This window comes from Leptothoe sp. ISB3NOV94-8A, assembly GCF_043421595.1.
In the GTDB taxonomy this organism is placed as follows: domain Bacteria; phylum Cyanobacteriota; class Cyanobacteriia; order Phormidesmidales; family Phormidesmidaceae; genus Leptothoe; species Leptothoe turfae.
In genome coordinates this window covers 6,828,972-6,842,556 of record NZ_JAXSQW010000001.1, presented here as the reverse complement: position 1 = coordinate 6,842,556, position 13,585 = coordinate 6,828,972, and the positions used below count along the sequence as shown (strand labels likewise).

Sequence of the window (13,585 nt, the reverse complement as noted above, 5' to 3'; positions counted from 1 at the left end):
ACCTTACCTCAATAATCAATCTCACTCAGACGCTCACCCAGTATGATCGCTGTCGCAACCTTCAGACTAGATGAGCCACTACCCACTATTGCAAGTCCAAACTCTGAATATGATTAATCACATCTGAATCTGGCAAGAAGCGAATACGCTCAAACGCTTCATTATCACTGCCCAAGATATTCCCAGATAAATCTGCCAAGGAAACCACACCAACATTTACCTGAGACATATTAGGGTTAGACGCTTGAATAGAACTTAAGACACTATCTGCATCCTGCTTGGAGAAGAACATGGAGAAAATAGACTCTTCAGAGTCATCACCAATCGATAGCGGCAGATAATTCCCAGCAGCATCTTGCAAAGCAAACAAAGGAACCAACGATGAAGAGGTAGTCCCACCAAAATTACTATCCAAAGCACGCGCTGCCTCCAATTCTTCAGCCTCAGGAATAAAGATCAACTTTAAAGGGACTTCCCGTTCTTCCTGGGCTAGGCGATGAACAGATGCTAAGTCAATCACACCAACAGAGCCACCTTGGTTAAATCGAGGCTCCTCTTCGCGAACCTGCTCTACAAAACTGAGCACATCATCTTCAGTAAAGAACACCCGTAGTAGAGATACATTTCCCATGCCATCATTGGGCAAATCAACAACTGATGTCACATAGCCACCAGAACTATCAGCCACCACAAAAACAGGGACTTCTGCAAATTTAATGAGCAATTCATCTTCCGAAAGCGCTGCTGCTTGAGGGGTATGGAATGTAGCGGCAATAACACCACCACCTAATAGGCCACATAGAAAACGACCAAACATTGCTTTCATACTTCCTCCTGATGCCAAACTACTGACTTGCTCAGTCTTCATCATCTAACACAGCTTAACTTCATCTACGATAAGCTGAGACATTTCTACAACTGGCCACCGTCCCAAGCAAAGATCCCAAGCTACCCCAGGAGTACTGATAATATCCCGCATCCAATAGACTCAAAAATCTTGCACAGAGAGATTACAGGATTACAACACAAATTTAAAAAATCGGGATGACAGGATTCGAACCTGCGACATCCTGCTCCCAAAGCAGGCGCGCTACCAAGCTGCGCTACATCCCGTGGTCAAAAACACCCTAGACAATTAAACTGCTAAAGCCCAAATGCAATAGATTAACAACCTAACATAAATATACCTCTGTTTACCCAATGGTTTTTGAACCGCTCAGAATACCTAACTCTATCCGACTTCAAAACTGGGCTATTGAGCAGCTACCAGGCATCTCTGACGAGCACCAGCAGCAGCTAAATATATTGAATATTTTCACGACTTTTGACCTACTCAATGCAACTCGCACCCAGTCAGCACGCTTAAAGCTGGCCCAGCAGCTTAACTCTCATATCAAATATGTCAACAAGTGGACGGCCTTAGCCCAACTAGCTTGCCTCCCCAGCGTAGGATGCAAATACTGCGGTCTACTATTGCACGCTGGCATTAGCTCACCTCAGCAATTGGCACTATTACCTGTTGCCCAACTTCACTCCCAACTTAAGCGACTCCAAATAAAACTCATGCAGCGAGCTGACCTGAGCCCAGATACAGCCCAAGTTTCACAATGGATTACTGAAGCCAAACAACTATGCAGGTAGGGCAAGACTAGACTCGCACCTCAGATATCACTCTTGATGTCTTAAATGCGTACAACCCACCTCAATACCAGAAACTAGCAAAGCTTATGGGGCAATTACCGTTTAATGCCTAATCTGGGTACCAAAACATCCCCTTAATGCCCTCTGGGTCTGGCATAAACCCTAAGTTTTTGTAAAAGTTCACAACATGGGGATCGGCAAACAGCGTAACGTTACTGATATCTTCACTGCGAAGTTTCTTGATCAGTTGCTGCATCAGTGCCTTGCCCAAACCTCTACCCTGAAAGCTAGGATGCACCACAACATCCCAAATGGTTGCATTAAAGGCATGATCTGAGGTAGCTCGGGAAAAGCCAATTAATCGTTTACGGGCCCCTTGCTGCTCCCACATGGTGACCACTAAAAAACTGTGTTGAATAGCTTTTTTGACCTTTCTTAGAGGTCGACGCGACCACCCAACAGCATCGCAGAGCTCTTCTAACTCATACAAATCAATGTTTCGATCTGTACTAAAAACAATACGAGCCACCTGGTCAGAACCGGTTGGATTTATCGCATAATCATCAGAAACAGCTTGTGTGGGCACTGATGAAGCCTCGGTGGGACTAAATAAGCTTTTCCAGAAACCCATGCAAACAAAACGGTTGGAAATATGAACTCTGTTTTAACTCTAGCAGTATAGACCTATCCTTTCCTAAGAGGGTAAAAACATTGCTTCAGGATCAATCAAAATTACATGGCCAATCGGTAACCAGCGAACACAGTAGTGTATGTATTTCTAATGATCTCTGTTTCTCACACCGGACACGGTTTTCCTTAGCAGAGATAACAAGACACTTTGGGTAATATTGCGTCAGGGACTTTGGAGCAAAGTCATCAAAGTTTTAATTGATGGGGTGTGTTCATGTTTCAGTTTGCCAAATGTGGTAAACCAAATTAGCCAACCGGTACAACTCATGCAGTTTCTGAATACATATGGCAGCCGGATTAAAGACATCGACAGTAGAGCTGCTGAAGCGCTTCAACCGAGCGTTTCCGCAATTTTATGAGCAATTTGTCAGTAGTGAGATTCAATTGCAAAACCTACGGCTTGCCTATCAGCTCTACAAAACCAAAAAGGCCGTTATTGAAATCAAACCGGAAGGTAATCGCAGCGCCCTCCATTTTGCCTATCGTAATCAGTCCTTTTTACTCAGCGATATCTTTGGTGTACTCACAGCCTATGGTCTAACAATCCATAGCCTCAGCCTATACGGACAGATTTATCCACCCATGCTGGTGTTTGTCAAACTGGTGGTCTCGCGTGGGGGTAAAGCCCTCAGTGATAAAACTGCCGATAACACCTGCCGGGCTATTCGAGAAGCTTTAGCCGGACGCTACGAAGTGGAAGAAATGCTCAGCGTTGAATTCAACCTCAACGCAGGCTTAGAAAAAGTTGAAACTGAATTTTATGTAGACCCAGTCTTTCATTTGCCAGCCTTACTCATCGAAGCAGATAACCAACCAGGTCTGTTTTATAAGGTCATGTATGCCATTTGGCAAGAAGATTTGCTGGTGGTGAATGCTAATCTATTGGTATGGCGTGGTCGTACCCGATTGATCTTGTACCTATTAGGCCCCAATGAGAGTTTAATTCCAGAATATTTAGGACATAAGATTGCCGATGGTATGCGCGAGCGTTTACTTGGCGGGCCTTACTAGAGAATGCGGGAACAGAGGTTATCTATTTGTTATCTGTTGATAGGTGAAGCCTTTAGCCATCGAACGTTGGATGGGACTAGTTCGAGTTTGAATGTTGTCTTACGAATGCGATTTGCACCATGGTGGTGACACCTGTCTTCGGAGTGCCCCATGTCTATGATTTCACTCCCAATTTATTTTCCACTACCACCACCCATCGTTCAGTATTAGTCTGCATTCATGGCTGGCTACTCAGTAGAGCCTATTGGCAACCTCTGATGCAGCAGCTTGCTCCAGATATTGAGTGTCTTGCCTACGACTTGAGAGGCTTTGGGGATTCAACCCAAGATCTATCTTGCCGCTCTATTACTGTAGATGCCCCCACCTACGGGCTTACAGCCTACGCCTATGATTTAAATGCATTATTAGAGGCCCTCGAACTAGAGGATGTATGGCTAATGGGCCATTCTTTGGGGGGCAGTATTGCTCTATGGGCAGCTCATTTGTTTCCAGAACGTGTGCGAGGAGTTATCTGTATAAATGCAGGGGGTGGCATATATATCCACAATGCCTTTGAAAGATTTCGCAGCGCTGGGCAACAAATGTTAGGGTGGCGACCTCAATGGCTACAGCATCTGCCATTATTACCATGGGTATTTGCCAACATCATGGTGCAACAAACCTTGAGTTATCGTTGGGGCCAACAACGGCTGATTGATTTTCTAAGGGCAGATCCAGAGGCGGCAGCTCAGTCACTCCTAGCATCAACAACTGAAGATGAAGTCCATCAACTGCCCCAGATAGTCTCCCAGCTATCTCAACCGGTATATTTCATCACCGGGGAACAAGATATGGTTATGGAGCCTCGCTACGTACAGCATTTGGCTAGTTTTCATAAATTTTTTCGTCAGGGCAAAGAAGCAGTTGTTGCGTTCAAACAATGCGGCCACTTTGCCATGCTAGAACAGCCACTAGCGCTAGAAGCACAGATCCGCCAATGGCTGCTCCTTACCAGTTAACGCTGGTATAACTCAGCAACGTGTTCTAGAGGGAGCCGAGAATAAACTCCCAGATCTAATTTAGAACAATGTCCCTGATCAAAATGATCGCTAGCAGCACAGGCAATCATGGCTGCATTATCCGTGCAAAATTTTAGCGAGGGAATGTAAATGTTAATACCTTGCGCTGCTACTGTCTCAGCAATTACATGACGCAAGCCACTGTTGGCAGCCACACCTCCTCCCATCACAATCGCAGGCAGGTTTTGGTCTTGGGCACAGCGCATCGCTCGTTTCACTAATGCCCGCACCACAGCGTACTGGAAGCTGGCAGCGATATCAGCTACAGGGAGTGGATCCACCCCCTCTGATTTAAGGCGCTCTACCAGCCTCAAAACAGCGGTTTTAAGACCACTAAAGCTTGCATCATAAGGATGATAGCCACCTTCTGGCAAGGAAATGTTACCCTCTGGCAGTCGAAATGCTTTCGGGTCACCCTGCTGGGCTAATTGATCAATGATAGGGCCGCCGGGATATCCCAGAGCCAGCAAGCGAGCGACTTTATCGAAGGCTTCACCGGCAGCGTCATCTCGGGTTTTACCGAGCAATTTGTATTGACCACAGCCATCAACTCGAATCAAGCTGGTGTGCCCACCGGAGACTAATAGACACAGGAAAGGCGGCCGCAGATCAGTGTGTTCTAAATAGGCTGCATAGATGTGTCCCTCCAGATGGTGCACACCTAAAAACGGTTTGTGATGTACCATTGCCAGGGTTTTACCAACACTCATACCAACCAAGAGAGCACCCACCAGGCCCGGTGCACAGGTGGTGGCAACAGCGTCGATATCAGCCCAACCCAATTGAGATTTAAGCAACGCTTCATTCACTGTGTCGCCAATGGTCAGCAAATGTTCGCGGGATGCTAACTCTGGCACAACACCACCATAGCGACTATGCAGGTCAATTTGGGATGCCACAACACTACTGAGCACTTGACGATGCTTCACCACCGATGCGGCTGTTTCATCACAGCTGGTTTCAATTGCTAAAATCGTGGCCATGCGTCAATTGTGTCGTCATGTAAAGTCTTGTGAGTAATTTCCCTGCCAGGGTTTGGCAGAAAGGTATGATCCCTGAGAGTCAAGTAGATCCTTAATTTAGTTCACGTTGGTTGAGTTTTAAAAGCGACTTCAATACTGCGTCGGCTAACTGATAAAGCATACACACTAGGGAACTAGTTAAAGCAGCATTACAGTTAGTTATCTAAGTTAAGAGATTCACTGAATTAATTTTTTGTCTTTTGTAAAACACAAAGGAAACATTTTATGCGACGGTTGTTTGCTCTGGCTCTAGTACTTTGCCTCTGGTTTGGCTTCGCGGCACCCGCCTCTGCCAGCTTGGCTGGAGACAACGTGGCTGGTTTGACCCCCTGTGGCGAATCTGCTGCGTTCCAACAACGTGCCTCTGCGGCCAAAACAGAAGGTGCTAAAGCACGTTTTGATTTTTATGCTAACTCCAGCCTACTTTGCGGCGAAGATGGCCTCCCCCACTTGGTGGTAGATGGAGATTTTGCTCATCTTGGTGAGTTTGTCATTCCCGGCATTTTATTCCTTTACATCGCTGGCTGGATTGGTTGGGCTGGGCGTTCTTACTTGATCGCGTCTCGCACTGCCAAGAAGCCCGAGGAGAAAGAAATCATCATCGATACTGGCTTGGCTATCAAGTCTTCTTTGGCGGGTGCGGCTTGGCCCCTAGCTGCATTCAAGGATATGGCATCCGGTGCCATGTTTGCGAAGGATGATGAAATCACAATTTCACCTCGCTAATTAATACATCAGAGGCACGGCTTGGGCTTGATGAGTCGAATCAATATAACTGGGTCGTGCTGACTTATTGTTTTTAGATGTTTTTATTCAGGACACTTTCCCATGCCCGAAGGCTTAGTAAAATACCTGTCTACAGCCCCTGTATTAGCTACAATTTGGATGCTGATCACAGCTGGTATCTTGATTGAATTTAATCGTTTTTTCCCCGATCTACTACTTCATCCTTAGGGATAGCTGACTATTTGTCACTGCACTGGTTATAGATTGGAAAAAATCCCACCTCAGTTTTCAAAGCTGAGGTGGGATTTTTTAAGATAACGGGCTTATATCTCCCTTAAATTCCTGGTTTTTCATTTAATGACCAGTAATATTCCACTGGCAACCTTGAAGCTCGGCAACTTTCTTCCAGTTGCTTTTGCTGAGACATTGCCTTACGCAGGGTAATAATCAGTTCCTGGAGTTGTTCCTTCTGTGGGGAGTGCTGATAGATAGCCGCAGTAGTTTCACGTTCCAAGAGCCTTAGTAATAGCTCGTAATGGATATGGGATGGCAGGGGAATAGGACGATCCATAGTCGGAAAATCAGAGTAGGGAACCTGAAACGGGTAGACAATAGACAACTTCCAGGGACTAGGTCATGAGCTGCCCAATAGCAGCACCGGGATCGGGCTGCCGCATCAGCGACTCACCCACTAAAATGGCATGGGCTCCAGCTTGCGCTACCCGCATAACGTCATCCGGTCGATGGATACCAGACTCACTTACAAACAACATGTCATCAGCTCTGACATGGGTTGATGCATGGGCCAACAAATCCTGCGTAGTGTCTAAGCTAACCGAAAAGTCCTCGAGGTTACGGTTATTCACACCAAGCACGTTAACCTGGTCTACATTGAGCACCCGGTCTAGTTCTTCAGCGGTATGGACCTCCACCAGGGCAGTCATTCCTAAGGCTTTAGCGATTCGCGTAAAGTAACTCAAATCCTTGTCTGACAAAATGGCCGCAATCAGCAAAATAGCATCAGCTCCATAGATTCGGGCCAGATAAATCTGATAGGGATAAATGATGAATTCCTTACATAGAATCGGCAGGCTTATGGCGTGACGCACTTGAGCAAGATAGTCAAAACTACCCTGGAAAAATTTTTGATCGGTAAGCACCGATAGACAGGTAGCTCCACCTTTTTCGTAGGCGGTTGCGATCGCAACCGGATCAAAATCTTCCCGGATCACCCCCTTACTGGGGGAGGCTTTCTTTACCTCAGCAATCACAGAGGGTGATGTCTTACCGCTACGTAAAGCCGCAGCAAAATCTAATGGAGGAGGTGCCGTCAAGACCTGCCGTTGTAACTCTGCCAGCGATGTTTTTCCCCGCAGACGCTCCACTTCGACTTCCTTGTGCCAAACAATTTCCTCAAGGATATGGCGGGGTTCACTATCAGGAACCTTCACCTGATAGCGCAGAGTATCAACAGCTACCGCAGGATTGGGAGGACGCCGTCTAATCTTCATGCCGTCACCTCAGCACGCTTAAAGGCCTCATCTAACACCTCAGATAGCGTTGGGTGTGTATGGACGATAAAGGACAGATCTTTAACGGTTAACCCCTGAGCAATAGCATTAGCAGCCTCTTGAATCAGGTCCGCTGCATGGATACCGATAATGTGAGTTCCCAGAATTTCCCCCGTGTCCTTACGGTAGATTACCTTAGCCAGGCCATCAGATTCATTTTCTGCCAGCGCTTTGGAGTTGGCTTTGAAGTAGCTGCGTACGGCACCAATCTTAAAACCTTCTGCCGCAGCTAGCTCTTTAGCCGCAGGCTCAGTAAGACCGACAAAGCTCACCTCTGGATGGGTAAATGCGGCGGCCGGAATACTGCGATAGTCAACGGTACGATTATTTTCCAAAATATTTTCAACAGCCACCACACCCTGGGCTGAGGCAGCATGGGCCAACATCATCTTGCCAGTGGCATCACCAATAGCCCAAAGATGGGGTATGGGCTCACCATCCCGCAGAACTTCCATACGGTCATTTACTGGGATAAAGCCACGACGGTCAGTTTCAATAGCTAGACTTTCTAAGCCCATATCCTTCGTGGCAGGGATGCGCCCAGTTGCCACCAGGCAAGCATCAACCTCTAGCACATCAACCGTTTCCTTCGTTTTTAAATCAGCCAGCTCAATGGTCACTGGAGAGCCAGGTGTAACGGTCTTAGCAATCACACCCACATGGGTATCAATATCACGAGGGTCGATGAGAACGCGCTTAGCGATTTTGGCGATGTCCGGATCAAAGGTGGGCATCAGCTGGGGCAAAGCCTCAATCATACTGACTTCACACCCCAAAGCCGTATACACATCAGAAAATTCTAGACCGATATAGCCACTCCCAATAATGGCCACCCACTGAGGTAGCCAGTCCAGCTTAATTGCTTCGTCGCTGGTAAATACGGTTTTACCATCAGTCTCAATACCAGGGGGCACAAAGGGAACAGACCCTGGCGACAGCATAATGTCCTTAGCGGTGTAGGTCTTTTCACCATCAGCCGTGGTCACAGTCACTTTCTGAGTGCCGGCCAGCTTACCCCAACCGCGAATCGTATCTACACCCAGTCGAGTCAGACTATTGGTTAAGTCACCCTGGATCTTGCTAACCAAGTTACTGGCATGATCAGCAATGGCAGAGCGCTCAAACTGCACGTCTCCCACTTGAATGCCGAAGGACTGTAGATGATGCTTGTCGCGCAATTCGCGGACGCGACCAGATGCAGCCAACAATGCTTTCGAAGGTATACATCCTCGATTAACGCAGGTGCCTCCCATATCAGCCGCTTCAATAATGGCGGTCTTTAACCCGCTTTTCACAGCGTGCAATGCCGCCCCATGACCACCGACACCGGCACCTACGATGATTAGGTCATAATCAAAGGATGAACTCACAACGATCTCCTGTTTCAGCACATTTGCGACCCCTTAGTTATTGAATTGATGCCGTTTGCCTAAGGTAGAAAACGACATGGGCAACATAGGGGCAGAATCCATTCTCAACTAGATTGTGGATATTAGACAACTTGATATTGAGCAATTATTTTCAAATTTGTTAGATTCGATATCTGTCTGACTAAATACCTGTAGATCCATTTTTATCCCCAAGGCCAGTTCCTAACGAACAGAGCTCTTTACAAAAACGTAGTTAACTTTCTACTTTTGCCTAGACTTGGAACATCTTGGCTAGGGTTAGATTCACAAATCTCATTACTAAAGACCCCACACCAATTGCGATCGCTAAAATCATAGACATTGCTCAGTCAATGTTAAGCAATTCAGCAATGGTTGAAAGGGCCTACTAACGAGGCAAGATCAATGGATAAACGTCAGCTAAGGCAGTCTGCTGTTGCCGATTTTCTGCAATCTTTGGAGCACCTGGATGAGCTATTAGGCGATACAACGGATACGCTCGTTTTAGATGATGGGCCTCAAGAACCGGAATCAGGTCAAGATGAATCGCGATCTTCCCAGCCACATCAGCCTCGCAACATTCAAAAAAACCACGCTCGTCAAGATCCGCCTAACTCTCATCAACCATGACGCTGACGTTTGGCTTCGTAAAGCATTAGAGCTGTTGCGATCGCAACATTCAACGATTCCACACCAGCCGCCAATGGGATTTTGACCTGATGTGTGGCTAAATCCATAGCTTGCTGCGACAGCCCAGCGCCTTCGTTTCCCATCAAAAAAACAGTCGGTTGCCGCAGATCTAAATCCCAGTAGTCCAGGGAAGCTGTAGGGGTAGTGGCCACCAGCTGTACATCTAAGCTTTTTAAGTCATTCAATGTAGCAATGGTCTGCATTGGTAAACGAAACCATTGCCCTGCCGTAGCCCGTAGCACCTTGGGATGATCTACGTCTACGCTATCGGTTGTGAGCCAGATGCGATCGCATCCTGCTGCCGCTGCTGTACGGATCACCGTACCCAAGTTACCTGGATCCTGTAACCGTTGCAGCGCCACACCCAGGGAAACCCTTTCTACAAGCCTGGTGGACTGAGCAATGCGCCGCGCAATCGCCACCACTCCATCCGGGCTGACAGTGGTACACATACTGACTAGCACATCAGGACTGACCAAGCGAATATCAGTCCCCAGCCGCCTTAAGCAGTCCAATAAATCACCATGGGTATGTCCCCAGTTTTCTGTGAACGCGACCTGAAGCAATGGATATTCAACAGCACACGCTTCCTGTAAGAGATGAGTTCCTTCTAGCAGAAACACATTTTGTCGTCGCCGCTCCTTAGCCTGATGCAGCTTTCGAAACTGCTTGGCCAGGGGATTTTTAGTGCTGATAATTGTTGTCAGGTTTTCTAGCATTCAAATGCTTTATCACTCAGACCTTGCCGTTGGGCGCAGTCTGCTTTACTCACCACATTGACAGACTCAATAAACAGCAAAGGATACAAGTGTATCGATTGCTACTGCCAAATGCCCAACCAGCTCACTATCAATTTCCTGAGCAATCAATCAATAATTGATAAAAAAGTCTGAATAAATAAGGAAAACTAAAGCACTTTATTGCCGCCATCTAACAACAACAAAACGATTCAGAATAGTTTGAGTCAAACATCAGGACAAAAACCAGACATAAAAGTACTGAATTAAAAATGCGGAACCCGGGACTTGAACCCGGAAGTCCTTGCGAACACTAGAACCTGAATCTAGCGCGTCTACCAATTCCGCCAGTTCCGCTTAGGGCTATAAAAGTAACCGTAGTTTACTATCGTCTAGCAATCAGACTGATTCGTCAATCCCCAGTTTTGGCCTTTTAAGGACAATTTTTCGCTTTTCAAAAGAATTAAAACACCTATTCAACGACAAAAGGATATTAATATGGCTTAACAAATAAGTACTTTCAGGTAGAATCGTCACCATTGTTAACAAAAGTGGCTAGAGTGTCATTTTTATGTTCTTGTGTGGCTGAGTCTCTTTATTGAATTTGGAGGACATTATCATCAATACCTCACTTCAGGCTGATCAACGCTCCTCCAGCGAGTCCTCACCTGTTATTGAAATTTGGGGCAAACAGCCCCTCAGTGGCCATATATCCGTCAGTGGAGCCAAAAACTCGGCATTGGTCGTTATGGCAGGTTCAATTCTGTGTTCGCAGGATTGTCGGATTCGCAACATCCCTGATTTAGTAGACATCGGTCGCATGGCGGATGTGCTCACTGCCTTGGGTGTGAAGGTGTCTCGCCATGGAGACATGCTGGATGTAGATGCCAGTTCTATCAGTCATTCCCGTGCACCTTACGAAATCGTTAGCAAACTTAGAGCCAGCTTCTTCGTCATTGGCCCTTTACTAGCCCGTCTAGGCGTTGCCCGGGTACCGCTGCCAGGAGGCTGCGCCATTGGTGCTCGTCCTGTGGCTCTTCACATCCGAGGACTACAGGCACTGGGTGCAGAAGTACACATGGACCATGGTATTGTTCATGCCTACGTACCTGGCACCCGCAATCGCTTAAAAGGCGGAAAAATTTATTTAGATTACCCCAGCGTTGGTGCAACAGAGACCCTGATGATGGCAGCTACCCTAGCTGAAGGGGAAACCATCATTGAGAATGCCGCTCAGGAGCCAGAGGTACTGGATCTAGCCAACTTCTGTCGAGCCATGGGTGCACGCATTCGTGGAGCAGGCACAAACACCATCACCATCGCTGGTGTTCCTCACCTTCATTCCACCGACTACGGCATTATTCCAGACCGAATTGAAGCGGGTACGTTCATGCTTGCCGGGGCTATCACTAAATCCCCCATCAGCCTGTCGCCCATTCTTCCAGAACACCTAACACCTGTGATTGCCAAACTGGCAGAAGCTGGCACCAGAGTTGAAATGGAAGGCCACAATCGCGCCAGGATCATTCCCGGTGAACGGCTTTTACCCATCGAAATTGAGACTCGCCCCCACCCAGGGTTTCCCACCGATATGCAGGCCCAGTTTATGGCGCTGACCACCCTTGCAGACGGCGATAGCGTCATCACAGAAACCGTTTTTGAAAACCGATTACAGCATGTTGCTGAGTTCAACCGCATGGGTGCAAATATTCGCCTGACTGGGAATTCTGCTGTAATTCGCGGCGTTCCATACTTGTCAGGGGCTCCGGTGACGGGCACTGATTTGCGAGCCGCCGCCGCCCTACTAGTGGCAGGCCTGGCTGCTGAAGGCAAAACCACACTGCATGGGTTACAACACCTGGATCGCGGCTATGAAAACATTGAGGCTAAGCTAGCCGCAGTCGGGGCTAAATTACGTCGAATCCCAGACCCTGCGCTAGCGTCTACGGAGATGGCGAATCCGGCAGTTATCGTTTAGGTGCAGACCGCTACACTGTAGCTTAGTAAAGCTCAGCGATAGGGGAGATGGATGGCGTGGGTGAGAAATGCATTTTAACCGGATTACGAGCTAACCATTTTCGCCATCCCCTCGATCTACGGGCGACGGAATCTCTTAAGCAACTACCAGGCTTAGATTTGGCCATTCGCGCTCTGCTACGTCCCACAGCAGAGCAATTTTTTTATCTAGAAAATATTGCGACCAGTGTTTTGGTGGGCCCCCAACAGCTACCAGACATCCATCAGCTCTTGGTTGAGGCTTGTCAAATTTTAGACATAGAAGCGCCTCAACTTTATGTGAAGCAGCATCCCGTTCCCAATGCTTATACCTTTGCCATGCGAGGTAAGCAGCCGTTTATTGTGGTGCACACCTCATTGATCGAGCTGCTGAATGCCAAGGAACTGCAGGCAGTCATTGGCCATGAACTAGGGCATCTCAAATGTGACCATGGCGTATATTTGACCCTGGCTAATTTGCTGACATTGGCCGCCAGTCAGCTACCGTTGGGTCCAGTATTGGCTCAAAATCTACAAAATCAGATTCTGGAATGGGTGCGATGTGCTGAGTTTACGTGCGATCGCGCCGCCCTTTTAGTCAGTCAGGAATCCAGAGTTGTGGCCTCGGTGTTGATGAAATTAACGGGAGGCTCCCCCACCCTCTCCCCTCAACTCAACTTAGACGCATTTCTCGCTCAAGCAAACGCGTACGAAGATTTAAACTATGACCAACTGGCAATTTTTCTCAAACAATTACGCACCCAGGAGCTGACCCACCCCGTCCCAGTGCTACGTGCTAAGGAAATCATGCAATGGCATAACACCCTCAATTATCAAAAGCTACTACAAACACGCCGTCTGCAACTAAATGAAGATGCCAAAGGCGGCTGGCGAAACTGGTAAATGGGAAAAAGGGGGTTACAGAGGCGGCTGAACTCTGTATAATATTAAAGCTATTCGGGCGGATGGCGAAATTGGTAGACGCACCACACTCAAAATGTGGCGGCCTTTGGTCATGCGAGTTCGAGTCTCGCTCTGCCCATTGAATATTGGTCA

The 13,585-nt window shown here is 47.5% G+C and carries 15 protein-coding genes and 3 tRNA genes; 9 read left to right on the top strand and 9 right to left on the bottom strand.

The annotated features are described in order from the left end of the window. Positions 1-85: 85 nt before the first annotated feature. Together SPB21_RS29510 and SPB21_RS29505 are read right to left on the bottom strand one after the other, a co-directional pair. Positions 86-826, bottom strand: coding sequence for a Tic22 family protein (locus SPB21_RS29510; RefSeq protein ID WP_163698591.1), 741 nt, complete (start codon positions 824-826; stop codon positions 86-88). A 213-nt stretch (positions 827-1,039) separates the two neighbouring features. Beyond that, a tRNA-Pro gene (locus SPB21_RS29505) sits at positions 1,040-1,113 on the bottom strand. An 87-nt stretch (positions 1,114-1,200) separates the two neighbouring features. On the opposite strand from SPB21_RS29505, the gene SPB21_RS29500 reads away from it, so the two are divergent. Further along, complete coding sequence (locus SPB21_RS29500; protein WP_163664825.1) at positions 1,201-1,641, top strand: DUF4332 domain-containing protein; 441 nt, start codon at positions 1,201-1,203, stop codon at positions 1,639-1,641. Between the two features lie 109 nt (positions 1,642-1,750). On the opposite strand, the gene SPB21_RS29495 is transcribed toward SPB21_RS29500, so the two are convergent. Then, positions 1,751-2,272, bottom strand: a complete 522-nt coding sequence (locus SPB21_RS29495; RefSeq protein ID WP_006517988.1) for a GNAT family N-acetyltransferase — start codon at positions 2,270-2,272, stop codon at positions 1,751-1,753. A 344-nt stretch (positions 2,273-2,616) separates the two neighbouring features. Here SPB21_RS29495 and SPB21_RS29490 point away from each other — a divergent pair, with 344 nt between their 5' ends. Together SPB21_RS29490 and SPB21_RS29485 are read left to right on the top strand one after the other, a co-directional pair. Next, positions 2,617-3,342, top strand: coding sequence for a hypothetical protein (locus SPB21_RS29490; protein ID WP_006517989.1), 726 nt, complete (start codon positions 2,617-2,619; stop codon positions 3,340-3,342). Positions 3,343-3,461: 119 nt separating this feature from the next. After that, the gene (locus SPB21_RS29485; RefSeq protein WP_499868513.1) at positions 3,462-4,340 is read left to right on the top strand and encodes an alpha/beta fold hydrolase; all 879 of its coding nucleotides are present in this window, start codon (positions 3,462-3,464) and stop codon (positions 4,338-4,340) included. On the opposite strand, the gene tsaD is transcribed toward SPB21_RS29485, so the two are convergent. Next, the gene (tsaD, locus tag SPB21_RS29480) at positions 4,337-5,383 is read right to left on the bottom strand and encodes a tRNA (adenosine(37)-N6)-threonylcarbamoyltransferase complex transferase subunit TsaD (protein ID WP_499868511.1); all 1,047 of its coding nucleotides are present in this window, start codon (positions 5,381-5,383) and stop codon (positions 4,337-4,339) included. The two genes, SPB21_RS29485 and tsaD, sit on opposite strands and share 4 nt — an antisense overlap. A gap of 264 nt (positions 5,384-5,647) precedes the next feature. On the opposite strand from tsaD, the gene SPB21_RS29475 reads away from it, so the two are divergent. Beyond that, positions 5,648-6,148 carry a Photosystem I reaction center subunit III gene (locus SPB21_RS29475; protein WP_163664819.1) on the top strand — a complete coding sequence of 167 codons (501 nt, stop codon included), beginning with the start codon at positions 5,648-5,650 and terminating at the stop codon, positions 6,146-6,148. A 102-nt stretch (positions 6,149-6,250) separates the two neighbouring features. Then, the gene (gene psaJ / locus SPB21_RS29470; RefSeq protein ID WP_006517993.1) at positions 6,251-6,376 is read left to right on the top strand and encodes a photosystem I reaction center subunit IX; all 126 of its coding nucleotides are present in this window, start codon (positions 6,251-6,253) and stop codon (positions 6,374-6,376) included. Positions 6,377-6,482: 106 nt separating this feature from the next. On the opposite strand, the gene SPB21_RS29465 is transcribed toward psaJ, so the two are convergent. From SPB21_RS29465 to lpdA, 3 genes are read right to left on the bottom strand one after another with little or no spacing between them, the layout of a single operon-like run. Beyond that, positions 6,483-6,719 carry a DUF5340 domain-containing protein gene (locus tag SPB21_RS29465; RefSeq protein ID WP_163664818.1) on the bottom strand — a complete coding sequence of 79 codons (237 nt, stop codon included), beginning with the start codon at positions 6,717-6,719 and terminating at the stop codon, positions 6,483-6,485. A 58-nt stretch (positions 6,720-6,777) separates the two neighbouring features. Continuing rightward, the gene (gene trpC / locus SPB21_RS29460) at positions 6,778-7,659 is read right to left on the bottom strand and encodes an indole-3-glycerol phosphate synthase TrpC (protein ID WP_163664816.1); all 882 of its coding nucleotides are present in this window, start codon (positions 7,657-7,659) and stop codon (positions 6,778-6,780) included. Next, the gene (gene lpdA, locus SPB21_RS29455; protein ID WP_006517996.1) at positions 7,656-9,089 is read right to left on the bottom strand and encodes a dihydrolipoyl dehydrogenase; all 1,434 of its coding nucleotides are present in this window, start codon (positions 9,087-9,089) and stop codon (positions 7,656-7,658) included. The genes trpC and lpdA overlap by 4 nt, the downstream gene beginning before the upstream one ends. A gap of 423 nt (positions 9,090-9,512) precedes the next feature. On the opposite strand from lpdA, the gene SPB21_RS29450 reads away from it, so the two are divergent. Then, positions 9,513-9,737 carry a hypothetical protein gene (locus SPB21_RS29450; protein WP_163664814.1) on the top strand — a complete coding sequence of 75 codons (225 nt, stop codon included), beginning with the start codon at positions 9,513-9,515 and terminating at the stop codon, positions 9,735-9,737. Here the strand turns inward: SPB21_RS29450 and SPB21_RS29445 are convergent. Then, a complete protein-coding gene (locus SPB21_RS29445) occupies positions 9,728-10,516 on the bottom strand; it encodes a TrmH family RNA methyltransferase (RefSeq protein WP_499056875.1) in 789 nt (262 codons plus the stop codon). The genes SPB21_RS29450 and SPB21_RS29445 overlap by 10 nt on opposite strands. A 291-nt stretch (positions 10,517-10,807) precedes the next feature. Next, positions 10,808-10,891 (bottom strand) — tRNA-Leu (locus tag SPB21_RS29440). A 247-nt stretch (positions 10,892-11,138) separates the two neighbouring features. On the opposite strand from SPB21_RS29440, the gene murA reads away from it, so the two are divergent. The 3 genes from murA to SPB21_RS29425 all read left to right on the top strand — a co-directional run bounded on the left by murA (position 11,139) and on the right by SPB21_RS29425 (position 13,571). After that, on the top strand, positions 11,139-12,512 hold the full coding sequence (gene murA, locus SPB21_RS29435) for a UDP-N-acetylglucosamine 1-carboxyvinyltransferase (RefSeq protein WP_499868507.1): 1,374 nt from the start codon (positions 11,139-11,141) through the stop codon (positions 12,510-12,512). A gap of 47 nt (positions 12,513-12,559) precedes the next feature. Beyond that, positions 12,560-13,432 (top strand): M48 family metallopeptidase, encoded by an 873-nt coding sequence (locus SPB21_RS29430; RefSeq protein WP_499868505.1) that lies wholly within the window; start codon positions 12,560-12,562, stop codon positions 13,430-13,432. Positions 13,433-13,488: 56 nt separating this feature from the next. Beyond that, a tRNA-Leu gene (locus tag SPB21_RS29425) sits at positions 13,489-13,571 on the top strand. The last annotated feature ends 14 nt before the right edge of the window (positions 13,572-13,585 follow it).

Bases quoted from the DNA above. Each gene is read 5' to 3' on its own strand.
- trpC (WP_163664816.1), bottom strand. From the start codon at position 7,659: ATGAAGATTAGACGGCGTCCTCCCAATCCTGCGGTAGCTGTTGATACT.
- SPB21_RS29490 (WP_006517989.1), top strand. From the start codon at position 2,617: ATGGCAGCCGGATTAAAGACATCGACAGTAGAGCTGCTGAAGCGCTTC.
- SPB21_RS29450 (WP_163664814.1), top strand. From the start codon at position 9,513: ATGGATAAACGTCAGCTAAGGCAGTCTGCTGTTGCCGATTTTCTGCAA.
- SPB21_RS29465 (WP_163664818.1), bottom strand. From the start codon at position 6,719: ATGGATCGTCCTATTCCCCTGCCATCCCATATCCATTACGAGCTATTA.
- psaJ (WP_006517993.1), top strand. From the start codon at position 6,251: ATGCCCGAAGGCTTAGTAAAATACCTGTCTACAGCCCCTGTATTAGCT.
- SPB21_RS29510 (WP_163698591.1), bottom strand. From the start codon at position 826: ATGAAAGCAATGTTTGGTCGTTTTCTATGTGGCCTATTAGGTGGTGGT.
- SPB21_RS29475 (WP_163664819.1), top strand. From the start codon at position 5,648: ATGCGACGGTTGTTTGCTCTGGCTCTAGTACTTTGCCTCTGGTTTGGC.
- SPB21_RS29430 (WP_499868505.1), top strand. From the start codon at position 12,560: ATGGATGGCGTGGGTGAGAAATGCATTTTAACCGGATTACGAGCTAAC.
- SPB21_RS29445 (WP_499056875.1), bottom strand. From the start codon at position 10,516: ATGCTAGAAAACCTGACAACAATTATCAGCACTAAAAATCCCCTGGCC.
- SPB21_RS29495 (WP_006517988.1), bottom strand. From the start codon at position 2,272: ATGGGTTTCTGGAAAAGCTTATTTAGTCCCACCGAGGCTTCATCAGTG.
- SPB21_RS29485 (WP_499868513.1), top strand. From the start codon at position 3,462: ATGGTGGTGACACCTGTCTTCGGAGTGCCCCATGTCTATGATTTCACT.
- tsaD (WP_499868511.1), bottom strand. From the start codon at position 5,383: ATGGCCACGATTTTAGCAATTGAAACCAGCTGTGATGAAACAGCCGCA.
- SPB21_RS29500 (WP_163664825.1), top strand. From the start codon at position 1,201: ATGGTTTTTGAACCGCTCAGAATACCTAACTCTATCCGACTTCAAAAC.